Annotated in this window: 22 protein-coding genes and 2 tRNA genes; 11 read left to right on the forward strand and 13 right to left on the reverse strand. The window is 39.3% G+C overall.

Going from position 1 to position 24,247, the window contains the following annotated elements; genetic code table 11:
* Positions 1-112: 112 nt before the first annotated feature.
* The 3 genes from AAEZ22_RS00785 to AAEZ22_RS00795 all read right to left on the reverse strand — a co-directional run bounded on the left by AAEZ22_RS00785 (position 113) and on the right by AAEZ22_RS00795 (position 4,109).
* Positions 113-751 (reverse strand): chloramphenicol acetyltransferase, encoded by a 639-nt coding sequence (locus AAEZ22_RS00785; RefSeq protein ID WP_080516808.1) that lies wholly within the window; start codon positions 749-751, stop codon positions 113-115.
* A gap of 123 nt (positions 752-874) precedes the next feature.
* On the reverse strand, positions 875-1,915 hold the full coding sequence (locus tag AAEZ22_RS00790) for a Leu/Phe/Val dehydrogenase (RefSeq protein ID WP_089368020.1): 1,041 nt from the start codon (positions 1,913-1,915) through the stop codon (positions 875-877).
* 667 nt (positions 1,916-2,582) lie between these two features.
* Positions 2,583-4,109, reverse strand: coding sequence for a fumarate hydratase (locus AAEZ22_RS00795; RefSeq protein WP_011327851.1), 1,527 nt, complete (start codon positions 4,107-4,109; stop codon positions 2,583-2,585).
* A gap of 165 nt (positions 4,110-4,274) precedes the next feature.
* Here AAEZ22_RS00795 and pabB point away from each other — a divergent pair, with 165 nt between their 5' ends.
* From pabB to AAEZ22_RS00810, 3 genes are all read left to right on the forward strand, one after another.
* Positions 4,275-5,615, forward strand: a complete 1,341-nt coding sequence (pabB, locus tag AAEZ22_RS00800; RefSeq protein WP_089368018.1) for an aminodeoxychorismate synthase component I — start codon at positions 4,275-4,277, stop codon at positions 5,613-5,615.
* A gap of 12 nt (positions 5,616-5,627) precedes the next feature.
* Entirely contained in the window at positions 5,628-6,203 is a 576-nt protein-coding gene (locus AAEZ22_RS00805) for an NUDIX hydrolase (protein WP_011327849.1), read from the forward strand.
* Between the two features lie 100 nt (positions 6,204-6,303).
* Complete coding sequence (locus AAEZ22_RS00810) at positions 6,304-7,680, forward strand: L-serine ammonia-lyase (protein WP_011327848.1); 1,377 nt, start codon at positions 6,304-6,306, stop codon at positions 7,678-7,680.
* Positions 7,681-7,781: 101 nt separating this feature from the next.
* On the opposite strand, the gene cysB is transcribed toward AAEZ22_RS00810, so the two are convergent.
* Positions 7,782-8,759: an HTH-type transcriptional regulator CysB gene (cysB, locus tag AAEZ22_RS00815; RefSeq protein ID WP_011327847.1), complete on the reverse strand. Its 978-nt coding sequence runs from the start codon at positions 8,757-8,759 to the stop codon at positions 7,782-7,784.
* Between the two features lie 286 nt (positions 8,760-9,045).
* Between cysB and AAEZ22_RS00820 the strand changes: the two genes are divergently transcribed.
* The gene (locus tag AAEZ22_RS00820) at positions 9,046-9,804 is read left to right on the forward strand and encodes a hypothetical protein (protein ID WP_182683239.1); all 759 of its coding nucleotides are present in this window, start codon (positions 9,046-9,048) and stop codon (positions 9,802-9,804) included.
* Between the two features lie 75 nt (positions 9,805-9,879).
* On the opposite strand, the gene AAEZ22_RS00825 is transcribed toward AAEZ22_RS00820, so the two are convergent.
* On the reverse strand, positions 9,880-11,172 hold the full coding sequence (locus AAEZ22_RS00825; protein WP_050754470.1) for an NCS2 family permease: 1,293 nt from the start codon (positions 11,170-11,172) through the stop codon (positions 9,880-9,882).
* A 436-nt stretch (positions 11,173-11,608) separates the two neighbouring features.
* Here AAEZ22_RS00825 and AAEZ22_RS00830 point away from each other — a divergent pair, with 436 nt between their 5' ends.
* Positions 11,609-12,043 (forward strand): SulA-like leucine-rich domain-containing protein, encoded by a 435-nt coding sequence (locus AAEZ22_RS00830; RefSeq protein ID WP_011327844.1) that lies wholly within the window; start codon positions 11,609-11,611, stop codon positions 12,041-12,043.
* A 40-nt stretch (positions 12,044-12,083) separates the two neighbouring features.
* On the forward strand, positions 12,084-12,563 hold the full coding sequence (locus AAEZ22_RS00835) for a YchJ family protein (protein ID WP_352295787.1): 480 nt from the start codon (positions 12,084-12,086) through the stop codon (positions 12,561-12,563).
* A 204-nt stretch (positions 12,564-12,767) separates the two neighbouring features.
* Here AAEZ22_RS00835 and AAEZ22_RS00840 read toward each other — a convergent pair whose 3' ends face one another.
* The 3 genes from AAEZ22_RS00840 to AAEZ22_RS00850 all read right to left on the reverse strand — a co-directional run bounded on the left by AAEZ22_RS00840 (position 12,768) and on the right by AAEZ22_RS00850 (position 15,123).
* The gene (locus tag AAEZ22_RS00840) at positions 12,768-13,688 is read right to left on the reverse strand and encodes a GGDEF domain-containing response regulator (RefSeq protein ID WP_352295790.1); all 921 of its coding nucleotides are present in this window, start codon (positions 13,686-13,688) and stop codon (positions 12,768-12,770) included.
* Positions 13,689-14,004: 316 nt separating this feature from the next.
* The gene (locus tag AAEZ22_RS00845; RefSeq protein ID WP_011327840.1) at positions 14,005-14,307 is read right to left on the reverse strand and encodes a DUF6172 family protein; all 303 of its coding nucleotides are present in this window, start codon (positions 14,305-14,307) and stop codon (positions 14,005-14,007) included.
* Between the two features lie 288 nt (positions 14,308-14,595).
* Positions 14,596-15,123 (reverse strand): VC2046/SO_2500 family protein, encoded by a 528-nt coding sequence (locus AAEZ22_RS00850; RefSeq protein ID WP_011327839.1) that lies wholly within the window; start codon positions 15,121-15,123, stop codon positions 14,596-14,598.
* Positions 15,124-15,235: 112 nt separating this feature from the next.
* On the opposite strand from AAEZ22_RS00850, the gene AAEZ22_RS00855 reads away from it, so the two are divergent.
* Both AAEZ22_RS00855 and AAEZ22_RS00860 read left to right on the forward strand, forming a co-directional pair.
* A tRNA-Tyr gene (locus AAEZ22_RS00855) sits at positions 15,236-15,320 on the forward strand.
* Positions 15,321-15,369: 49 nt separating this feature from the next.
* Positions 15,370-15,454, forward strand: a tRNA-Tyr gene (locus AAEZ22_RS00860).
* Positions 15,455-15,530: 76 nt separating this feature from the next.
* Here the strand turns inward: AAEZ22_RS00860 and AAEZ22_RS00865 are convergent.
* Positions 15,531-16,217 (reverse strand): M48 family metallopeptidase, encoded by a 687-nt coding sequence (locus AAEZ22_RS00865; RefSeq protein ID WP_089368016.1) that lies wholly within the window; start codon positions 16,215-16,217, stop codon positions 15,531-15,533.
* A 162-nt stretch (positions 16,218-16,379) separates the two neighbouring features.
* Between AAEZ22_RS00865 and AAEZ22_RS00870 the strand changes: the two genes are divergently transcribed.
* Together AAEZ22_RS00870 and AAEZ22_RS00875 are read left to right on the forward strand one after the other, a co-directional pair.
* Entirely contained in the window at positions 16,380-19,703 is a 3,324-nt protein-coding gene (locus AAEZ22_RS00870; RefSeq protein WP_182678457.1) for an MHYT domain-containing protein, read from the forward strand.
* Positions 19,704-19,706: 3 nt separating this feature from the next.
* On the forward strand, positions 19,707-20,702 hold the full coding sequence (locus AAEZ22_RS00875; protein ID WP_179806739.1) for a response regulator: 996 nt from the start codon (positions 19,707-19,709) through the stop codon (positions 20,700-20,702).
* 1 nt (position 20,703) lies between these two features.
* Here AAEZ22_RS00875 and AAEZ22_RS00880 read toward each other — a convergent pair whose 3' ends face one another.
* Together AAEZ22_RS00880 and AAEZ22_RS00885 are read right to left on the reverse strand one after the other, a co-directional pair.
* On the reverse strand, positions 20,704-21,135 hold the full coding sequence (locus AAEZ22_RS00880) for a VOC family protein (protein WP_086993303.1): 432 nt from the start codon (positions 21,133-21,135) through the stop codon (positions 20,704-20,706).
* Positions 21,122-21,781 (reverse strand): HD domain-containing protein, encoded by a 660-nt coding sequence (locus AAEZ22_RS00885; RefSeq protein WP_011327834.1) that lies wholly within the window; start codon positions 21,779-21,781, stop codon positions 21,122-21,124. The genes AAEZ22_RS00880 and AAEZ22_RS00885 overlap by 14 nt, the downstream gene beginning before the upstream one ends.
* A gap of 152 nt (positions 21,782-21,933) precedes the next feature.
* Between AAEZ22_RS00885 and AAEZ22_RS00890 the strand changes: the two genes are divergently transcribed.
* Positions 21,934-23,124 carry a class I SAM-dependent methyltransferase gene (locus tag AAEZ22_RS00890; protein ID WP_011327833.1) on the forward strand — a complete coding sequence of 397 codons (1,191 nt, stop codon included), beginning with the start codon at positions 21,934-21,936 and terminating at the stop codon, positions 23,122-23,124.
* Between the two features lie 383 nt (positions 23,125-23,507).
* On the opposite strand, the gene AAEZ22_RS00895 is transcribed toward AAEZ22_RS00890, so the two are convergent.
* Entirely contained in the window at positions 23,508-23,804 is a 297-nt protein-coding gene (locus tag AAEZ22_RS00895) for a PilZ domain-containing protein (protein WP_086998101.1), read from the reverse strand.
* An 8-nt stretch (positions 23,805-23,812) separates the two neighbouring features.
* Positions 23,813-24,196 carry a response regulator gene (locus tag AAEZ22_RS00900; RefSeq protein ID WP_011327831.1) on the reverse strand — a complete coding sequence of 128 codons (384 nt, stop codon included), beginning with the start codon at positions 24,194-24,196 and terminating at the stop codon, positions 23,813-23,815.
* Positions 24,197-24,247: the final 51 nt, after the last annotated feature.

Genomic DNA, 24,247 nt, shown 5'->3' on the forward strand with positions numbered 1-24,247 from the left:
TGATTAATTAGTATTACCCACCAAATTTAACGCAATCCTAAGTGATTAAAAACCAACCAAAACCAGCTAAACTAAGAAAATACTACCACAGCCTGCAGTAGCATTTCATTAACTAATCTTTACAAAAGTTATCAAATGTATCTTGTAAAATGTTTATAAACTTTGCCACGTGTAAACCATCCATTAAAGAGTGATGTACATCAATGGCTAAGGGCATAGTTTGCTGCTGTTTATTAAGCTGACCAAATACAAATTTAGGGATCCCTAAACATTTCCCTTCACTAAACGCATGCGAAAAAGCACTAAAATTTAGCCAAGGTAACACCGAAATATGAATTAAGTCGGCCTGCCCTTCGGTTTGTGCAAAGGCGTCAGAAAATAAAGGCTGCGATTTAGCATTAAAACTAACTGCGCTGGCATGCACGGCAAACTCAGTAAAGTTGGCCTTATCACTAAAGTAACTAAACCTGAACGAGTCATCTGCTGCCAGCTCAACCACACTAGCGCGGGTGTTACTTAGTAACCATGGCTTATCATTAATAATACGCAGCATAATTGGCGGGTACGCATGGCACGCTTTAAGTGTGGCATAAGTATAGGCCTGAAAAAAAGACAGCTGATGCGCTTTACAGTAATTATATAAGGCCTTCGCGTTTAGCTGTACACACACATTAAAGTAAGGTTGAGAAAAGTGTTTAAACAACTCAAAATGTTGTTTACGGGGCCAGCTATCAAAATCAATAGGCTGCATAGAAACAGGCGAAGAAGACATAGATAAATAAACACATAAAATAAAAAATTAAGTTTAACGTATAAACAAAAAAAAGGCGTGCAATTGCACGCCCTAATATTTACGGTTAACTTATTTAGCCGATTAAAGACCGTTTTTAAGGATCTCTTGTGCAAGCTCATCAGCAATTAAATGCGTAGATTTTTGCTCTTTTTCACTACGCGCAAAAATTTCAGTTAGGGTATCAAAAATACCTTCAACATGTTTATTTGACGCAGCAGCACTGTACCCTTCTGGTAGCGTTTCATAATAAACATTAATAATACCACCGGCGTTAATTACGTAATCTGGTGCATATAAAATACCTTTCTCACGAATAATTTCACCATGGCGCGATTGTGCCAACTGGTTATTGGCACAGCCTGCAATTATAGTAGCTTTAAGGCGCGGTATAGTTGCATCGTTTATAGTTGCACCTAGTGCACAAGGTGCGTACACGTCTACGTCTAAATCGTAAATTTCGTCAATGCCAACGGCTGTAGCACCAAATTCATTAACAACACGGTCAATTGCTGCTTGGTTAATATCAGTAACATATAGCTCAGCGCCTGCCTCTGACAAATGCTTACATAAAGTATAAGCAACAGTCCCTAACCCTTGTACTGCTACTTTAATACCAGCAAAGTTTTGATGACCACGCTGATGGTTTAATGCCGCTTTTATACCTAAAAACGTACCGTATGCTGTAAATGGTGATGGGTTACCACTTTTGCCTTCAAGGCCAAGTACATAACTGGTTTCTTTGTTCATCATTGCAACATCGTCGCAGTTGATATTTACATCTTCAGCTGAATAGTAGCTGCCGTTTAATCGCTCTAATTGACGACCAAAAGCACGGAATAATTGCTCAGATTTAATTTCTTTAGCATTACCAATAATCACAGATTTACCGCCACCAAATGGCAAGCGCGCAACTGCATTTTTATAGGTCATGCCTTTGGATAAACGCAGCACGTCGTAAACTGCATCTTCATCATTTGCATAATCCCACATTCTACATCCGCCCACTGCCGGACCTAGGTTAGTATTATGTACCGCAATGATTGCTTTTAAACCCGACTCTTTATCAGTACAAAAAACCACTTGTTCATGGTTATCAAATTCAACTTGATTAAACACAACCACTTTTAATACTCCGAAATAGTTACCCTTAAAGGGTATGCATGCATGAAATTGCCGAGACTTTATCACTTCGGATAACGCTTCGCTATACCATGAGAGGATAAACCCAAGCGCAAAACGGTATTGAATTAAATAACCAAATAAGAGCAATAAAGCACATAAAAAATACTAAAAAGTAGCGTATTTAAGTTTTAAATGCTAAAAACAACAAATACCACAAAGTTTACGCTTACGTGAACGTAACGCACTAAGTAACTGTAAAGTTTAAATTACACGCAAGCATAATATGCAAACGCTTATGCTGCACAGGTTTGCCTTAAAAGGTGTTGGTTTAGGAGAACTGGTCAGAGCTGTTTACTCTTTTGCTAAGCAAATTAAATTACGGGCAATAGAACAGGTTATTTAACCTGAACTCTGGTTAAGAGATTTACTAACGTATTGAATCATAGTTATATTTATCTTTGTTTTCTCTAGCCAGAGATTTTCAGTGAAAACAAGACGAATTCACGCGTCAATAGCTGGCCTATTGCAAGTGAATTCAACGCAGTTAGCGCTGAAAATAGCTGTTTGAGATAGGTTTATTATCCAGAGATCAGGTTATTTAGTTTAAGTTAAACAAAAAGCGAGCACTGGGCTCGCTTTGTATATTTAGTAAATTAAGTAAGTTAAGTTACTTTAGCTTACTATCTAGCTCTTCAATTTTAGCTTTCCAAATTGCAGGGCCTTGCGTATGCGCATTAGCACCTTCGCTATCAACAGCGACTGTTACCGGCATATCTTCTACTTCAAACTCGTAGATGGCTTCCATACCTAAATCTTCGAAAGCAACAACACGTGCTTTTTTAATTGCTTTAGATACTAAATACGCCGCGCCGCCAACTGCCATTAAGTACACTGACTTATGCTGCTTAATAGACTCAACCGTAGCAGGGCCACGCTCTGCTTTACCTATCATGCCTACAATACCGGTTTTTTCTAGCATCATATCGGTAAATTTATCCATACGCGTAGCCGTTGTCGGACCCGCTGGGCCAACTGCTTCGTCACGTACAGCATCTACTGGGCCTACGTAATAAATAAATTTATTATCAAAATCTACGCCTTTAGGTAAACCTTCGCCTGAGTTGATCATGTCTTGCAAACGCTTATGCGCGGCATCTCGACCCGTTAAAATAGTACCCGAAAGTAAAACAGTTTCACCCATTTTCCATTCTTGCACATCTTTTTTGGTCAAGGTATTTAAATCAACACGACGTGTGCCTTCGCCCACTTCAAAGGTTACTTGTGGCCAATCTTCTAACTTAGGTGCTTTTAGGTTTGCTGGGCCTGAACCATCAAGGGTAAAGTGTACGTGGCGAGTAGCCGCACAGTTAGGGATCATCACGACCGGTTTTGACGCTGCATGCGTTGGTGCTGTTTTAATTTTAACATCAACAACCGTTGTTAAACCGCCTAAGCCTTGTGCGCCAATACCTAATTTATTAGCACGTTCAAATATTTCTAAACGTAGCTTTTCTTCTGTGGTTTCTGCACCGCGTTCCATTAATTCATGAATATCTACCGGATCCATTAACGACTCTTTAGCCATTACTGCCGCTTTTTCAGCCGTACCACCAATACCTATACCTAGCATGCCAGGCGGACACCAGCCTGCGCCCATTGTAGGTAGCGTTTTTTCTACCCATTCTGCCACATCGTCAGATGGGTTTAACATAACCATTTTACTTTTGTTTTCAGAGCCGCCGCCTTTAGCCGCTACCATTACTTCAACCTTACCGCCCGCTACTAAATCTATATGTACAACTGAAGGGGTATTGTCTTTGGTGTTTTTACGAGTACCTGCAGGGTCTGCAACAATAGAGGCGCGCAGCGGGTTGTCTGGATTTAAGTATGCACGGCGTGTGCCTTCATCAACCATTTGTTGAACGGTTAAATCGGTTTTATCCCAGTTAACATCCATACCTACTTTAACAAAACAGGTAATAATACCTGTGTCTTGGCAAAGCGGACGCTTGCCCTCAGCCGACATACGCGAGTTAATTAGAATTTGTGCGATGGCATCTTTTGCTGCTTTACTTTGTTCTTTGTTATAGGCTTTTTCAAGCGCTTGAACAAAATCAAGGGGATGATAGAAGGAAATATACTGCAAAGCATCTTCAATGCTATCTATAAAGTCTTGCTGACGGATTGTACTCATAGTGGTTCCTTAAGTTACCGTTACGCGGTGTCGCGTAAGCTATATCAAACCGGTGACGGTGGTTTGCACTGTTTTTAATTTGGGAAGCAACTAAACGCTGCCAAAAAAATTTGACTTATGATACCCTCCTCGCCCATTTCGAGCCAGTTCTTAAAGGGGTAGTAAATGCTAAACAATAAAAATAATTGTATAAAATTAGCCATAACACAAAGCTGTATTGATGTATTTGCGCATTTTGCCCACTTGCCTTATGCCATTTTACTCGATTCGGCCAATAGTGAGCATGTAGACAGTCGTTTTGATATTATTGCCATCGAGCCCAAAAGCACACTGGAAGTACAAAACAACCTCAGTATTTTAAATAACCAACCCGATGCAAGAAGCTGCTTTGAAATAATGAACAGCGAACTGCTAAAACTTAATAACAACAAAGCGGCCAACAACCTACCCTTTAGTGGTGGCTGGCTGGGTTATTTGGGTTATGACTTAGGCCGCACACTTGAAAACCTCCCAAGTAGCGCTATAAACGATATAGACTTGCCACAAATGGCCGTTGGCTTGTACTTAGATGCACTCATATACGATAAACAACAAAACAGTTGGTTTTATATTGCCCAGCCTAAGGTTAATCGCTTAGCACTTTATCAGCAGTATTTAGCACAACCTGCCATTATGCCTAGCTTTGCACTTAAAACTGCGTGGCAATCTAATATGAGCCGCGCTGATTATGCGCAAAAATTTGCCGTAATTGAAGATTATTTAAAAACAGGCGATTGCTATCAAATAAATTTAGCACAGCGTTTTAGTGCCCAATATGAAGGCTCGCCTTGGGCTGCCTACGTTAAATTAACAGCAGCGAATAAAGCGCCGTTTTCTAGCTTTATAAACCATCCGCAAGGCGCAATTTTGTCTATTTCTCCGGAGCGTTTTATATTAGTAAGCGATAATCAAGTGCAAACTAAGCCGATTAAAGGCACGCTACCGCGAAAAGCGGATCCGCAGCAAGACGCCCAGCAAGCACAATTATTGGCAAACTCTGCCAAAGATCGCGCCGAAAATGTAATGATTGTTGATTTATTACGAAACGATTTAGGTAAAGTAGCCAAACCAGGATCGGTTCAGGTGCCCTCGTTATTTGCTATTGAGAGCTTTCCGGCGGTGCATCATTTAGTTAGTACAGTTACTGCCACATTGGCAGAGGGTAAAACGGCGGTTGATCAACTCGCTGCAGCATTTCCTGGGGGCTCGATTACTGGCGCGCCTAAAGTGAGAGCAATGGAGATTATTGAAGAACTTGAACCGCATCGTCGCAGTATTTATTGTGGTTCAATAGGCTATTTAAGTGCTTGTGGTAACATGGATACCAGCATTACTATTCGTACTTTAGTATGCCACGCTCAACAAATACACTGCTGGGCCGGTGGTGGCATAGTAGCTGATTCTAAAGTTGCATTGGAATATCAAGAAACATACGATAAAGTAAATAAAATACTTCCATTATTATAACAGTAGGTCGCTTTGAATAGTGAACACATTATAGCGCGGTTTCAGTTAAGCCCTACGGCAGCGCCAGATCAAGGAATAGATACCCCTAAAAAGCGTGCCAGCGCAGTCATGTTGCCGCTTATTGATGTAGATGATCATGCGCATATTTTACTGTGTAAGCGCCCTATTTATTTGCACCATCATCCCGGTGAAATTTGCTTGCCCGGTGGTAAGTTTGAAGCAAGTGATATTACGCTTCGCACTACTGCCCTGCGTGAACTACATGAAGAGCTAAATATTACGCCCAGTAATGTTAAAGTATTTGGCCAATTACCTTTGTACTCAACACTCACCGGCTTTAACATTAGCCCTTTTGTTGGCATGCTTAATAAACACACTATTTGGGAGAACGATCATAATGAGGTACAAGCTAGTTTTTTATTACCACTGCGTGATTTAACTAACGAGGCTAATTGGCAGCCCCTGCCTTTTCAGCGTTTTGGTAAAACCATTATTTTATATGGTTACAATACCCCACATGGTTTACTTTGGGGTGCAACTGCAAGCATCATTAAAAACTTTACAAAACAACTCGCCTTACCAGTTTAAATGTTCTTGATTAATGGTTACATAGTCACAATTTAGCGTTACTATACACGACCGTTCAAAAAAGCAGCCTAGTGCTGAGTAAACACAGAAGAGACACATTATGATAAGTGCATTTGATATGTTTAGTATTGGTATTGGCCCTTCTTCGTCACATACCGTTGGCCCAATGCGCGCATCTCGTTTATTTGTTAATGACCTACAAGAAAAACAATTATTAGCAAACGTTACCGACATTAAAGTAGAGCTATATGGCTCGTTAGGTCAAACTGGTATTGGCCACGGCTCGGGTAAAGCTGTAATACTTGGCCTTGCTGGGTATGATCCTGAAACCATCGACGCCGATTTGGTTGATACTATTTTAGCCACAATTGAAAAAGAACAAGTTATTTATTTAAATCAAACGCATAAGGCTAAATTCCCAAAGCAAGGGGCTATTGTTTTTCACCGTCGTAAAACGCTACCTAAGCACTCTAATGCAATGGAAATTATTGCCTCTAATAATGGCGAGAAGGTTTATAGCCAAATTTATTACTCAATTGGCGGTGGCTTTATTGTTACTGACCAAGATTTTGAAAACGAAAAACAAGCAGCGCTTGATATTCGTGAAGAAAACCCTGCACCTTTTCCGTTTGGTAGCGCACAAGAATTACTGGAAATGTGTAAAGAGTCGGGTTTCAGTGTATCTACTTTAATGATGCATAACGAAAAAACACTACGCAGCGAAAACGACATTAAAGACGAGTTATTTAATATTTGGCAGGTAATGAAAGCCTGTATTGAGCGTGGTATGCGTACCGAAGGGATTTTACCAGGCGGTTTAAAAGTAAAACGTCGTGCTCCTAATTTACATTTAAAACTTAATGTTGAAGTAAGTAACGACCCCCTACGTGCTATGGATTGGGTCGACTTATTTGCTTTAGCTGTAAATGAAGAAAACGCCGCTGGCGGGCGTGTTGTAACCGCTCCTACCAATGGCGCAGCGGGTATTTTACCAGCAGTACTTATGTATTATCATACTTTTATAAAAGAAGTTGATCGCGACATAGTTACGCGTTATTTATTAACCGCCGCCGCTATCGGTATTTTATATAAAAAGAACGCCTCTATTTCGGGTGCCGAAGTAGGTTGCCAAGGTGAAGTGGGCGTGGCTTGCTCAATGGCTGCAGGCGCACTTACCGAAATTGTAGGTGGTAATGTAGTGCAAGTAGAAAATGCCGCCGAAATTGGCATGGAGCATAACTTAGGGCTTACGTGTGACCCAGTTGGTGGCTTAGTGCAAGTACCGTGTATTGAACGCAACGCCATGGGCGCGATTAAAGCAATTAATGCGTCACGCCTTGCAATTCGTGGTAGCGGCGAGCAAAAAGTATCACTCGATAAAGTGATTAAAACTATGCTCGAAACCGGTAACGATATGAAAACTAAATATAAAGAAACCGCTCGTGGTGGTTTAGCCGTTAATATAATTGAGTGTTAACACACTTAATTATAATTAAAAAAGGCGCCTGTTTAAAAACAGGCGCCTTTTTTATTAGCTACTTTTAACAGTTAACAGTTAAGTATTAGATACCGAAACAATTATTTAACTGGCAATTCTATATCAGCAAATAACTTATCAACATCTTCTTGGTTGCGTAATAAGTTAGCACGCTCTACTCGCTCTTTTGTTAAGTGTGGTGCAAAGCGTTCAATAAAGTCATACATATAAGTGCGTAAAAAACTGCCTTTTCTAAAACCAATTTTAGTGGTACTCGCTTCAAATAAATGGCTGGCATCAATACACACTAAATCAGTATCACTGACCTGGTCAATCGCCATTGACGCAACCACTCCAACACCTAATCCTAAGCGTACATACGTTTTAATAACGTCGGCATCGGTGGCGGTAAATACTATGTGCGGCTCAAGCCCATGAGCACTAAATGCTTTATCTAGTTCTGAGCGGCCAGTAAAGCCAAATACATAAGTAATAAGCGGATATTTTGCAATATCAGCCACGGTTATACTATTGGCTTTTTTAGCTAATGGGTGGTCTTTTGCCACCACAATACTACGGTTCCAATGATAACAAGGCAGCATAACAAGGTCTGAATATAAGTGTAGCGCTTCTGTTGCAATAGCAAAGTCAGCATCGCCACGTGCAGCTGCATCTGATATTTGCTGCGGTGTACCTTGGTGCATATGAAGTGACACTGCGGGGTATTTTTTCATAAACCCTTTAATAACATTCGGCAATGCGTAACGTGCTTGGGTATGAGTAGTGGCAATATTAAGCTTACCTTGATCAGGTAAAGTATGCTCATGAGCAACCGCTTTAATACCTTCCACTTTTGAGAGGATTTCGCGCGATATATTAATGACTTCTTCACCGGCACTCGTTACATGCGTTAAATGTTTACCACTGCGACCAAAAATTTGAATACCTAACTCATCTTCAAGCATGCGCACTTGCTTAGAAATACCTGGTTGTGAGGTAAATAAACTTTCAGCTGTTGCTGAGACATTTAATTTATGATTTTGAACTTCTACAATATATCTAAGTTGTTGTAATTTCATAGCTATGTATTTTCGTTATTATTCGTTTTTGAGGGGGTAAATACTTTATCTTTAAAAACTGACCACCCGACAAATGGTAGGTTTTAATTGATAATATCGTATTTAATAATTATAGGCTTAGGCTAGCACAATAAATATACTTCAGATAGCAATGATTATCATATAAAGCATTAAGATTTAAACGCTTTCTTAGCCTGCTTTTATAGTTAATTAGCGCAAAGTTTTCCTGTTCTTATATATTTAATGTAAGATTGAGCAATTAGGTTTAGAACCCGAGAACTGTAACATGATCGTCTCTATTATAATTATACTCATTGTTGCTCTTATTGTGATTGCGCTTTGGGTAAGTGCGGTGCAACAGCATAAAGAAAAACAAGAAGCTGATCGCCGTAAAGAACTAACCAAACAAAAAGCTATCATTGAGGAAACCGAGGAAGCGTTAATGAATAACGCTAATATCCCGTTTTCAGATAACACACTACGTGTTTTACAGCGTCGTAATCATGATGCGCTTAGTACCATGGTATCGCTTTCACCTGGTTCTAAAATATTAAAAAACCGTTTAAATGAAGCGAAAGAGCGTTTGAATAACCCAGTTCAAGGAAGCAATAGCGAATCGCTTTCACTGCCAAGTAACGATAAACAACTGGTATCGCTAATACAGGGCATAAAAAAATTACGTATTATTCTACGCTCTGAGCACAATAAAGGTAACCTCGATAGCCAACTATTTGTAATCGAAGACAAACGAATGGAAAAACTGCAGTTACAAATAAATATTGAAAGCCAAATTAAACGTGGTTTATCGGCGCGCTCTGCAGGTATGGTAGGTTCAGCTAGACAATATTTTGAAAAAGCCCATGCCTCACTCAGTGCGGTATCGTATAGCGATCCATATGTAACTGCTAAATATCAAGAAGTAGAAGGCTACTTAGAAGCTATTAGTGTTGAGTTAAGAGCATCGAATGCCGATGCACTTAAAAAGAAAACTGAACAAGAGCAAGATGACCTAGACATATTGTTTGCTCCGAAAAAGAAATGGTAAATTAGTACTATAATTTATAAAAAAAGCCCATACAAAATTGTATGGGCTTTTTTTATTGATAGATAAATAAGTTTTTTAAGATAAAAATGCAAACTTAACAATAAACAATGCCGTTAAAATCCACACACTAATACTTACTTGATCCTTTTTACCGCATAATACCTTAACCGCAGTGTATGAAATAAACCCAAGCGCTATACCGTGAGCAATAGAAAATGTCAGCGGGGTCATTAATAACACCACACTAACAGGAATGGCATCTGTCATGTCGTCCCAGTTTACAAACTTTAAGTTTTGTAGCATAAGTACCGAAACATATAAAATAGCACCGGCAGTGGCATACGCTGGCACCATTTGCGCTAGTGGCGCAAAAAACATCATCAATAAAAAACAAATACCCACAACAACGGCTGTTAAGCCTGTGCGTCCGCCTACAGAAACGCCAGCCACCGACTCTATGTAAGATGTAGTAGTAGATGTACCAAGCATTGCACCAGCAATAGTGGCAGTGCTATCAGCGCTAAGAGCGCGCCCTAAACGTGGCATATTGCCTTTTTCATCTGCAAGCCCTGCTTTTTGCGTGACTGCAACCAGGGTGCCTGAGGTATCAAATAAATCTACAAATAAAAATGCAAAAATAACACTCAACATTGAAAGCTCAAATGCCGCACTAAAATCAAGTTGCATAAAGGTTGGTAAAATTGACGGCGGCATAGACATAACCCCCTGATATTCAACCAAACCAAAAGCCAAAGCAATACCTGTTACCAGTAAAATACTAATTAACACACCACTTTTAAAATCGCGATATAACAATGCCGCAATCACAAAAAAACTTAAAATAGCAAGTAATGGCCCAGGTGCAGTAATATCACCTAGCTGCACTAAGGTTGCAGGGCTAGATACTATGATCCCTGCACTTTTAAGCGCAATTAGCGCCAAAAAAGCACCAATACCGGTCGCTATTGCTTGTTTTAGCACCAGTGGAATGGCATTAATAATCCACTCTCGTACTTTAAATAAACTTAAAAATAAAAATATACAACCCGACATAAACACAGCACCTAATGCCGCTTCCCAGGTATAGCCCATTCCTAAAACAACGCCATAGGTAAAAAAAGCATTTAATCCCATACCCGGCGCTAACGCTAACGGATAATTGGCCCATAGGCCCATAATAAAACAGCCTATTGCAGCTGCAATACATGTAGCTACAAACGCAGCGCCTTGATCCATTCCTGCTTGGGCAAGCATTGCTGGATTAACAAAAACAATATAAACCATAGTAATAAAAGTAGTCATACCGGCAACACATTCACGTTGTACTGAGGAATCATTTGCGCGGATTTTAAATAAGGCTTCGAGCATAACAAACTTAAGGTAGTAAAAAGTGGCGAGATTTTAGCATAAAAATAGCGAAATACCGGACATTTTACCTTGTTATGCATTAAGTTATTGAAGTAGCTGAAATAATAAATATGACACGGTAATACGTATGTACTTCAGGTTTTAAAAATAATAATTACCGTGCTTATATGCTGAGCAATCAGCTTTACTTTAACGTAAATAATAGAGCATAAAGTACTGTATAGGTGCTATTCGCCGCATAACTTTAATAAAAAATATAAATATATACCTAAAATATTAACGCTCTGTTTTTAATAGTTATTTTTGTTTTTTTATCCGTGTAAAAATTTAAAACTGAATGACTGTACAAATAATTAGCAAAAAAACACTTGCACCATAACACTGTATAAACTACTGTATATGGGTACTGTATAAAAACCCAGTGAGTGAGAAATTTATGTTACAGCCTATTACCGTAAGAACCGTTAAAAGTTATCAGCAAGACGATAAAAGTGATTGTGTAAATTTAATTCAAATTGAAGATGAAATTTCAGCAACCTTTGAATTGCTTAAAGTATTACACCAATACAACAGCTTAAATGCATGGACACTGCTGATTGCCCCTGACCATGTACCGAGTAAAGCCTTGCTTGATTCATGCTCCATTGACACCAGCAAATTACTGGTGATCAGGCAAAAACATTTAGTAAACTTAGAGTATGTACTTAGCTCGGCGCTGCACAACGGAAACTTTGCTGCGGTTATTACCTGGACTGATATTATTAATGATCAACAGCTGACACAGCTATCATTAAATTTAAGCACTACAAATACTAAGCTTTACTGTTTTACTAAAAATACTCACAACCTTGAGATACCACTGACTCAATAAGCTTGTTAAACTCGTGTTTTAAACTCTTTATATTAGTATTATGACCTCATTAACGACTTCTCCTTGCTTTTGTGGCAGCCAGCAAAACTATGCTGACTGCTGTGAACCACTTCATTTAGCATCAAAAATAGCTGAAACACCTGAGCAACTTATGCGTGCTCGCTACAGTGCATATGTACTTAAAAATGCAACTTATGTTTATCAAACTTATGCAAGTGAAAAGCAGGCAGAAAACCCTGTAAAAGAGATTAAAGACTTTGCAGATAGCTGCCGCTTTATAAAGCTAACCGTTATCGACACTGAGCACGATGCAAGCGAAGGGTTTGTAACATTTAAAGTAAATTACTTTTACCAAAACCTGTATTGTGAGTTGCACGAAAAATCGTTGTTTATTAAACAAGATGGGCAGTGGCGCTACCTTGATGGCACACTATTTCCGGTAGCCGATATTAAAATAAGCAGAAATGATAACTGTCCTTGCCAAAGTGGCAAAAAATATAAAAAGTGTCATAGCATATAACAAACTGCAACTAACTGTGCGGTGAGTAAAGTAGGTAATTGCAGGCAACTAAACCTTAAATACAAATAGCCATACCTAGTAATCGCTGTTATGAAGCGGTGTATGGCTAAAATTAAACTTTTCTTTTGAGCAACTATTGGCAATTTACATACCTATAGGACTGCGTTAATAACTGCTCTACTGCATATTTTGGTACAGTGCGCTTTAAAAGCACACCTTATTTCGCCCTTGTGCTTTAGCGGCGTACATTTTTTTATCTGCGCGTTGCAAAATATCTATGCTGCCTTCGTCTGATTGCAATAACGTAGCCCCACCTATACTTATAGTGACAAATTCAAACTCTGAGTACTTATGTAAAACACCCAAGCCGGATATGTTATTTTTAATTTTTTCAGCAACACAGCGAGCGCCTTCCTCGTTGGTATGCGGTAGCACAACCACAAATTCTTCGCCGCCATATCGGGCAACAAAATCGCTTGGCCTTTGTAGGCTGTTGGCAATTGTTTGAGCAACTAAGTGTAAAACAGCGTCGCCTTCTACGTGTCCATAAATATCGTTGTATTGCTTAAAGTAATCAATATCCATAAGTAATAAAGCATATTCTGCATTCTCTCTTAATGCACTCAATTGTATTTTATTAATATGAGTATCAAAATAACGACGGTTAAATACTTTAGTTAAGTCATCAAGAAACACTTTTTGGCTTAATAAGTCATGTTGCAGCTTAATAGTTAAGTGCGCTCTTACTCTTCTGCATAAGGTTTCTGGGTTAATCGGTTTTTGAATAAAGTCTACCGCGCCCGCTTCCCAGCAGTCCTCTTCTTGATTTTCAAAGGAGGTAACAAATATAACGGGAATATCTTGGGTTTGTGTCGTCGTTTTAAGTTTTAAACAGGTTTCTATACCGCATATGCCGTCCATTGAAATATCAAGCAGTACGATATCGGGAGTATTTGATTTACATATTTCAACTGCTTCTTCACCGCTGTTGGCGGTATTAACAATAAAGTGCTTTGATAGTATTTTTTTCAGTACAATTAAGCTGAGTAACTGATCATCTACAATGAGGACTTTTGAGGCTTTAAGGCTAAGTTTTAAATCGCTATCGGCATAATTTAATGGCATAAATACTACTGTTTTCTATAATTATCAACTATCACAGTATAATACAGCCTTATGTTATGCAAATGTAATAAAGTTAAGGCTTTTTAATCAAACTTACAACCAACGCCTAAATATAAAAATGGCGATACTGAGTTGTTATTAATTGTTTTAGAAAGTCACCAGCCATAATTTTCAGGGAAATACGAAGAGTAAGCACTGCTTATAAACAGCTTGCACTTGAGTGCTCAAGTTTTAAATCGCGTTTGTATAAACGTACAAACAAAAAATGGGCCAATAGGCCCATTTTAAAAATTACGCAAATTACTTTATAAGCGTCTTATTCGTCGTCATCCAAATCTGGTTGTTGACGTTGAGCTGGGCGCGCTAATATTTCTACATAAAAAGAAGTTAAGCTTTGCTTTTCTATTTCGCTTATATGATTACTAAGCTCTGCAACGTGCACTACTTGTGCATCTTCAGCGGTATTACCAAACTTACAATCAAACGCCCAGTAATCAGCATCGAGTGGTAGAGTTTTATTACGCTCTCTTTTCAAATATTTTTTCACTTCATGCTTTGCGGCGTCAACCATACGAGGATATTTGATTTTCTCGTGATTTAGCGTGAATATTTTCTTCATTACGTTCCTAATTACCTTGGTTTAATGATAACGGCATTTAATGTCATACCATTTGAGCCTATTATAGCAATTGCATTTAATTTTTGGATGCTTTTTTTATATTAAATCAATTATTAATCCATTAATAAAATAAAGTATCGCTAAAATGCGCTTAAGTGTAGAGAGTTAGCGGCTTTATATTACAGACAAGTAATTTAATAGTTAGAGTGATGACGCAATCGTTTGCCAAGTTCTATTAATATAATTGGTTATTGCAATATCAAAGCAGTTACAGCGTACGCTTTATAATTAAGCGCTTACTAAATGTAATGGGTGGTGAAGCGCATCATTATTTAGGCTTTCGTAAAAGGCAGCAGCATCGAGTTGCGGGTTAGATAGTTGCGTTTGTGTGTTATTTATACGCCTGCGCACTGCTAATTCACAATTATCACGCACCTGAAGCGGAATATGGCTTACATCATCTCTTATAAACAATGGTTCAGGGTTTAAACAGTGATTTAATTTAATATCGCTCATTCCAGCGCGTTCCCCTGCTTGCATTAATAGTGAGGCGTTAAACTGCCCTATCAAGATATCAAACTTATCTGGCGCTAAAAGTTGCTTTGGACCTGCTCCTATTTGTTTGCGAAGGGTATCTTCGCCAACAGTTGAATCTTCAATTTCTGTTTTTGGTAAATGGAATTGGCTAAAATCGAGTGCATCATGAGATAGCATAGCGAGTAAAAGCGCAAACTCTCCTCGGCGCTTTTCATGCACACTTTTATTAAGTCGAGTGTTGAGCTGACTCTCTGTGATTAACAAATCACCGATTTGCATAGACTTTAGCCGATTGAAGTAAGTAATACCTATTTATCGGCTTTATTTCATTTTTCTTTAGCTTTTTTCTTTACTTAAATACGATGTTTGCTATTATCAGCGCCGTTGCATTGGAGGGGTTCCCGAGCGGCCAAAGGGATCAGACTGTAAATCTGACGGCTCAGCCTTCGCTGGTTCGAATCCAGCTCCCTCCACCACTTTTCTTACCGCTAAGTTAAGTGGGGCCAAATGTAACAAAATTAGTGTGGAGGGGTTCCCGAGCGGCCAAAGGGATCAGACTGTAAATCTGACGGCTCAGCCTTCGCTGGTTCGAATCCAGCTCCCTCCACCACTTTTCTACTTATTTTCTACTTATATAGTTACTACATTCCTTGTTAGTAATCTCCGTGTTTTTTCTTAGTAAAACATTAAAATACCCATTGTAAACTCATACCATATTGTTTTAGCCATAACGTACTTGCTTTATAGTCGGGACAAAATTGTGCTACGCGCTGCCAAAATGCTTTGCTATGATTTAAATGTCGTAAATGCGCCAGCTCATGCACTATTACATAATCAATAATGCTATGTGGTGCACCAATCAATAATAAGTTAAATGTTAACGCCCTTTTACTATTACAACTTCCCCATTTGCGTTTATAAACTGCAATATTTAAATCGTTAGGCAGCGCTTCTTGCATCAGCGTGCAAAAGTCATTAAGTCGCATTTCAATGTATGCGGTTAACTGCTCTTTTAAATACGCCTCTAAAAGTAATTGGTACTTTTGCTGCTGATGCTTAACACGAGCAGAAACGGTAATAAGCAGGCCATCTTGTTGGCGCTCCACTGTAGAGGTATTGCCTTGCTGAAACGTTAAATTAATTGCTTCTGAAAAAACCCAGATCTTTTTGTCCTTAAGTGGATACTGTTTTGTATCAACCAAAGTAAGCTGTTTTTGCAGCTGCGCCTCAACCCATGATTTTTTTTCTAATAACCAGTTATCGAGCACTTTTTTTTGTACGTGATGGGGGGCATATACCGTCACATTTTGATTATGCACTTTAATAGCAACGGTCTTTCGTCGGGTACTTTTTTTTAGTTGGTAGGCAAACAAATTAATCTCTCACACTATACTAGCTAGGGGCTACTTTTCGTCTAATGGTTAGTTAATGCCGTGTTGTTTATTTATAGCTTAATAAGCAATCATAAAATTAACGGTTTATTAATTAATTAATTCTATTAAACTACACGATTAAAATGCCTATTTAGAGCCGCCATGTTATCAGCTTTCTTTATTACTGACCAAGATCCTAGTTTAATTATAAACGGGGTTTACGATCCCCTTTTGGTTTCTCTTTCAGTTTTAATAGTCATATTTGCCGCTTTTTTTACTACAAAACTCATTGATTTAGCTAAAAAAACTACTTTCCCAAGCTATCAACGTTTAGCTACTGTAACCGCTGCAGCTGTTTTTTCTGCGGGTATTTGGAGCATGCATTTTATTGGTATGTTGGCTTTTTCTTTGTGTACTAACATTAAATATAACCCAACTATTACCTTACTCTCTTTTATACCGGCATTTTTAGCGTGCCAATACGCTGTATCTATACTGGTAAAAAGTAATGGTAACTTTAAAGTATTAGCTGTTTGCTCGGTATTATTAGGCTCAGGTATTGGCACTATGCATTACAGTGGTATGGCAGCGATGGAGCTTGCGCCTATGCTACGGTATGACCCAGTTATGTTTGGGTTGTCTATTTTAGTGGCCGTTGCCCTATCCTTTATAGCTTTATATAGCCACTTTAACCTTGAAAGAATTTTCCCTCGGTTAACACAGTTACAAACTCGTTCAATCAGCGCCGTTATATTAGGCTTTGCCGTTACTGGGATGCATTATATGGGTATGGCAGCAACCCGTTTTGTAGCAACTTCCCCACTAATTTACGCAGACGAAAATGCGTCTGCTGGGCTTACATTTGTTGCAATTGCGGTTGCCACTGCAACTGTTGCAATAACCAGCTTGGTTGCTGTAATTAATGGCATGGTACGCTATAAACTGCTACTTGAAGAAAAGTCAGCCGACGAGTCGCGGTTAAACGCTATATTAGAAACAGCAATAGATGGCATTGTGACTATTGATCATCAAGGTATTATTTTAAGCTTTAATGAAGCAGCAAGTAAGATTTTAGGTTGGCGAGAACATGAGTTACAAGGTAAAAGTGTACAGATTCTTTTAAATGATAATAACGCTCTAAACAATGCGTCATCATCTGGTGATATGACTCTTGATCTAAGCGCTATTATAGGCATAAACCGCGATACTTTTGCTAAACATAAAGATAACCATTTGATCCCTGTGCGCCTTGGTATTGGACAAGTGACGCAAACTGGGCAACCGCCTTTGTATGTTGGCTTTATTACTGACTTAACGCAGCAACGAGCGCTACAAAAAACGGTTGTTGAAAATGAGCAAAAATATCGCTCATTAATGCAAAATATGCCAGGCGTTGCCTTTAGATGTAAATTCGATACTAACTACACCATGCTATTTGTTAGCCCAAGTATATTGGATTTAACTGGCTATACACCAGATGAATTTATTGAGCAACACATTGAGTTTACAGACCTGATTTTAAAGTCTGATCAACAAATGATTATTACCACGCTCACTAATGCCGTTACCGAAAAGCGTCAATACTCTGTTGAATATAGAATTCGCCATCGCAACGGCGCAACTGTATGGGTATTAGAGAAAGGTAGTTTTGACTTTAATAATACCGATGTTGCACAGTGGATTGATGGTGTACTTGTTGATATTACTGAGCGCAAAGAGTATGAAGCAAAATTAGAGCACGCTAAACTGCAAGCAGAAGAAGCTGCCAATGCTAAGCAATCTTTTATGGCAAATATGAGCCATGAAATACGCACCCCTATGAATGCAATTATTGGCTTTAGCGATCTGCTAATGGATACACCGCTAAGTAAAGAGCAGCAAAAGCACCTTGTTACGGTTAATAGCGCAGCACGCTCTTTGCTGCGGCTGCTTAATGAGATTCTCGACTCTGCAAAGTTAGAACGAGGAAAGCTAACCATTGAGCCTGTGCATTTTAATTTAAAGCCCGTTATCGACAGTATTATTTCAACTTTTTGGTTAGAAGCTAAAAAGAAAAACCTTAATTTAACGCTTAATATTAATAAATCAGTTAGCACCGCATACTACGGTGATCCCGACCGCCTTAGGCAAATACTTACAAACCTTATTGGTAACGCTATTAAATTTACTGAGCAAGGCGCTGTTACTGTTACCGTAAGTACCACACAAAATAATCACCTATTTTTTGAAGTACAAGATACAGGCATTGGTATTGCTAAAGATCGTATTAAAGCGGTTTTTCAGCCTTTTGTGCAAGCCGATGGCACGACCACACGTCGATTTGGTGGCACAGGTTTAGGCACAACAATAAGTAAACAATTAGTAGAGCTTATGCATGGCTCAATTGATTTAGTGAGTGAAGTTGATAAAGGCAGCTGCTTTTACTTCTCATTACCTTTTACTGTTGGTGATGAAAATAAAATAGATTATTTTGAAGGCCTACATACCGAACTACCTCCGCTTAGAATATTAGTGGTTGATGATATAGAACAAAATACAGAGCTACTTTCTATATTACTTTCGCGAGATCAACACACAGTAACCACTGCAAGTAATGGTTTAGAAGCCATTGAGGCGTTTAATCAGCAAGACTTTGATGTCATTTTAATGGACATTCACATGCCTGAATGTGACGGTATTGAGGCCACCATTAAAATTCGTACATTGGAGCAACTAAAACAAATAAAATTTACGCCTATTATTGCATTAACAGCCAGCGTGTTACAGCAAGATAAACTAACCGCTAAAAATGCAGGCATGAATGGGTTTGCTAATAAGCCGGTTGATATCAACCAACTGAATCAAGAAATAGCACTGGTGCTTGGACTTGGCTTAGCAAAAGAAACATTAATTGCGCAAACCGACCCCGATGCCAAGCACATAGATTTTGAAAAAGGGTTAGCTTTGTGGGGCTCTAAATGTAAACAGCTTACCGAAATTACTAAATTTGTTAATACCAACGAAAAGCAATTTATAAGCTTATTTAAGCTGCAACTAAGCGATATTAAAAGTGTTTATACGCTTATTCACACTTTAAAAGGCGTGGCTGGTAATTTAGGGTTATTAACCTTAATGACACTGTTAACGCGTTTAGAGAACGCAGACGATGAAGCTGCGCTAACCAGCGTTTTGGCAGATATAAAAACTGAATTGGCGCTTATCGGCCAATTATTAGCAAGCACTATATGTAAAGAGCCCGCCAAACTTATCGACAATGCTGAGCCGTTATCAACAGCTGAGCTAATAGAAATTTGCCAAGAACTCTATGCTGATGCACAAAATGCCGAACTTAATGATGATCTTCTCGATCAGTTACAACGTAAATGTATAGCATCAGTACAAGTAGATATAGATGAAATAGCCAGTGCCTTTGATGAATTCGACTTTGATAACGCGCAAGTTAAATTAGCAAATTTACTTAAAAAGTTAACCCTAAAGGAGAATTAATTAATGGATTTTATTCTAGATAAGCCCCGCATATTAATTGTTGACGACGAGCCTGCAAACTTAAAAGTAATGCGCGAGGTGCTTGGTAATCAATATAGAATGTCGTTTGCTAAATCGGGCGCTGCCGCTATAGCATTACTTGAAAAAGAACTACCAAAGCTAATTTTACTCGATATTATGATGCCTGATATGAATGGCTTTGAAGTATGCCAAATTGTTAAAGCTAACCCTGCAACATCGCATATCCCTATTATTTTTGTTACTGCGCTAAGTGATGAAAGTGATGAATTTAAAGGTTTTGAACTAGGCGCTGTAGACTATATAACCAAACCCATTAGCCCTGCTATTGTACGGGCACGTGTTAAAACTCACCTGTCGTTAGTGCAAGCTGAGCAGCTAAAACAAGCTCATGTCGATTTAGTACAGCGTTTAGGTCGTGCTGCAGAATATAAAGACACCGATACCGGTGAGCATATTATACGTATGAGTCAATACAGCAAAGTACTTGCATTGGCGCTGGGTATGGATGAGCAACACGCCGAATTATTACGCCAAGCAGCCCCTATGCACGATGTAGGTAAAATAGGTATTCCGGATGCCATTTTGCTAAAACCCGGAAAGTTAACTGCCGATGAGTTTACCCACATGAAAGAGCACGCTTTAATTGGTGCACAAATTTTAGCAAATTCATCATCGCCACTATTACAACTGGCGCATGTGCTGGCAATTGAACATCATGAAAAGTGGGATGGTACTGGCTACCCCAATGGCCTAAAAGGAGAAGCCATATCGCTGGAAGGCCGTATTGTTGCCATTGCCGATGTATTTGATGCACTTACCTCAAAACGCCCCTATAAAGAGCCTTGGAGCATAGAGCAAACTATAGAACATATGCAACAACAAGCCGGTAAACACTTCGACCCGCAATTGGTTGAGCTATTTATTGGCAAAATTGACGATATTATTGCCATAAAAAATGCTCATCAGGAGCGATTTTAATTTAGCTCTTTTTGGCTGTATGCGAGCCTAATAATACCTGCGGATACACAGTTTTAATCTGCGTATAGTCATGAGAGGTAATTTCATGGCTATTTCCGCTGTTATCTTTAAAATAAATTGAAAACGTAACGCCGTGATCAGCTAATACTGTTTTAATATTTAGGTGTTCAAAATGCTCAAGCCATGCAATAAATTGCTCCCCAGTGGCTAAAAAAGCAATGCCTTTACTACGTCCCTGTGCAGTAAATAACGCTAAACGCGTGGTAGCATTTGCATCTTCAAGGGTTAATGGCCCTTTGCCATCTTCATTCCAAAAGGCGAGCGCTTCAACCACACTAAAGCCTAAAACACGCTCATACCATTTAACCGCTTGCGCTAAATCATCCACATTTAAATGACAATGATCAATCCCAGCTAGCTTAGGTATACTCACGCTGCTCTCCTATTTCAGACTTTAGTTGCTCTAAAAAGTCATGCATATACTCAGTACGTCTTAGTGCTTCGGCCTTAGCCGAGGGAGTATTCATGCTTTGAGCTATGTGTAATAACTTAATAAAAAAATGATCAAGCGTGTATTTTTTATCATCTGCTTCGCGTTGTAGGCAAAATGGGTCATCCGGGTTATATAGTAATCGACTTATTGAGCCACCTACTTTCATGCAGCGGCTTATACCAATCGCGCCTAGTGCATCCATTCTGTCTGCGTCTTGCACTATTTGTGCTTCTACTGAGTTCACTTTAATATTGGCGCTAAAGCTATGCGCCGCTATTGCATGATGAATTTGAGTAAATAATTGCGCGTCGTAATTAATAGAAGCTAAAAAAGCAATCGCTTTATCGGCGGCCATAGTAGAGGCTTTAGCCCTATCTGGATGGTTTTTGGCCACGGCTACACAGTCGTGTAACCATGCAGCCGGGAGCACTACCTTCATATTAGCTTGCTCTGCATCGCACAATTTAATAGCAACCCGAACTACGCGTTCAATATGGGTTATATCATGCGCCACATCGGCATGAATTAGTGTGGTAATAAAGGCTCTGCACTGTAAATTGAGCTGCTGCAGCTCAGGGCTTAACATTATGTCTGTCACAACGTGTTCCAAATACCTAATTAACATATTGAATTAGCCATACTTTACCGCGATTTATGGGCTCCATGCAAAACATTCATTGTATGTTGCCCTTGCCTTGACTAAAATACAGCGCTTATTTATTACTACTGAGAAGCTTTATGACATCTGCCGTTTACCTGCAAGCTGGCCGCGATAAATCATTAAAAAGAAAACACCCTTGGTTATTTTCCAAAGCCATCAAAAAAATTAAAGGTAAACCAGGCCTAGGTGACACAGTTACTATTCACGACAGTGAAGGTAAATTTTTAGCAACAGCAGCTTATAGCCCACATTCACAAATTCGTGCCCGTGTTTGGAGCTTTGACGAAAAAGAAGTTATTGATCAACACTTTTTTGAACGCCGCCTACGTCGTGCACTAGAAGCCCGTAGCCAAGTAATTGAAGAAGGTGGTTTAACTGGCTTTAGACTCTGCGCCGCAGAATCAGATTTTTTACCCGGCGTTACCATAGATAAGTTTGACAACGTATTAGTGTGTCAATTACTTAGCGCGGGTGCTGAGCGTCATAAAGGTGAAATTGTTGGCGCGTTAATGGCTATATTCCCTGGTATGAGCATTTACGAGCGCTCAGACGTAGAAGTGCGTACCAAAGAAGGCCTTGAGCCAATTAAAGGGGCATTATGGGGCAATGAACCAACTGCCCCAGTACTCATTGCAGAAAATGGCTTTAAAATTGAAGTTGATATTATTGATGGCCATAAAACCGGCTTTTATTTAGATCAACGCGATAGCCGCGCTGCACTTGAACGCTTTTCTAAAGACAAAACCGTATTAAACTGCTTTAGCTACACGGGTACATTTTCGTTGTATGCCCTACGTGGCGGCTGTAAACACGTAACTAATGTGGATGTATCGCAGCCAGCCCTCGATACAGCTAAGCGCAATGTTGAGCATAACAACCTTGATTTAGATAAGGTTGATTTTGTCAAACAAGATGTATTTAAGTTACTGCGTCAATACCGCGAAGACGGTGTATTGTTTGACACTATAGTAATGGATCCGCCAAAGTTTGCCGACAACAAAGCACAACTTACTGGTGCGTGTCGTGGCTATAAAGACATAAACATGATTGCTATGCAAATATTAAAACCAGGTGGCACCTTATTAACCTTCTCGTGTTCGGGCTTAATGGAGCAAAACTTGTTTCAAAAAGTGGTGGCTGATGCAGCCCTTGATGCTGGTAAAGACTTACTTATTATGGAGCGTTTAAACCAAGCCGCCGATCACCCTATTGCGGGTAGTTACCCTGAAGGTTTTTACTTAAAAGGCTTAATTTGTAAGGTTTACTAACGCCTAGGCTTGATTAGGGTCTGTTGACCTTTGCGGATTGAAATTTGTTCAAACTAGGGGCGATTTAATCACGGCGCGAGGTTTGTAACCTAGTGGGCTAAGTAAAAACCGAGCAAAGCTTCCGCGTCCTGCTCACGCCCCTTACCTACATCCATGTAGGCAACAAAGAGTCAATCGCCCCTAGGCAGAACCCTTCGGGCAGTGCCTGTTTGGCATTGATGCTACGTTATCGCCTATTTATGGGGAATAACCACACCACATAGGCTCTGCCTTGCCTAAATACCAAACACACTGCTGCAAATTCAACCTTGAAAGATCAACAGACCCTAGTATTTATACGTAGTTATTACCTATTTATATGGGCAATAACCACGCTACCTAAGCTAATTAAACTGTATTATCTCAAGTCCGGCAGTTATTGTACCGTCATCTTCTTTGCTGGCGCGTATCACCTTAGCCGTTGCGTCTAAAGGCGCAATACTCGGATGAGTTGAGTCTATATGTACCAATAAAATAGTGTTTGGCTCAAGTAACTCATCTAAATGCAACGACAACCCAGTTGCACTCAAATCTACACATTCTGCATTATAATTTAAGCCAGCAATCGGCTCTATTGTGGTTAGCTTTGCTGGTGTATTGATCTGCATACGTCGAAAATTTCGCTTATCATCTGTAAACATAATTTTTCCTATACTATTTTATTAATTTGCTCTAACAACAGTGGTACAGAAAACGGCTTAACAACATAAGCATCACAGCCCGCGTCAAACCCAGCTTGCTTTTCAAGCGGTGACTCCAGCCCTGACACCATAACAATAGGGATGTTTTTTGTCTCAGGTGTATGTTTAAGCATTCTACACGTATCGTAACCATCCAGCCCTGGCATACATACATCAAGTAAAATAATATCGGGCGGATTAGCAATAGCAGAGGCTAAACAGCTTGTTCCAGAATCGGCATAATTAACATCAAACTTTGCGCTAAGTGCTGCTTTGAGTATTTCATAATTAAAATACTCGTCATCTACCACTAGTAGTTGTTGTTGTACTTTATGTTCTATTGATGAGGACATGGCTATGTCGTTTCCTTCTCAAAACAAAAAATAAGTTCTACTATTAAGTAC

The organism is Pseudoalteromonas sp. 20-MNA-CIBAN-0454 (assembly GCF_040308685.1).
In the GTDB taxonomy this organism is placed as follows: domain Bacteria; phylum Pseudomonadota; class Gammaproteobacteria; order Enterobacterales; family Alteromonadaceae; genus Pseudoalteromonas; species Pseudoalteromonas nigrifaciens.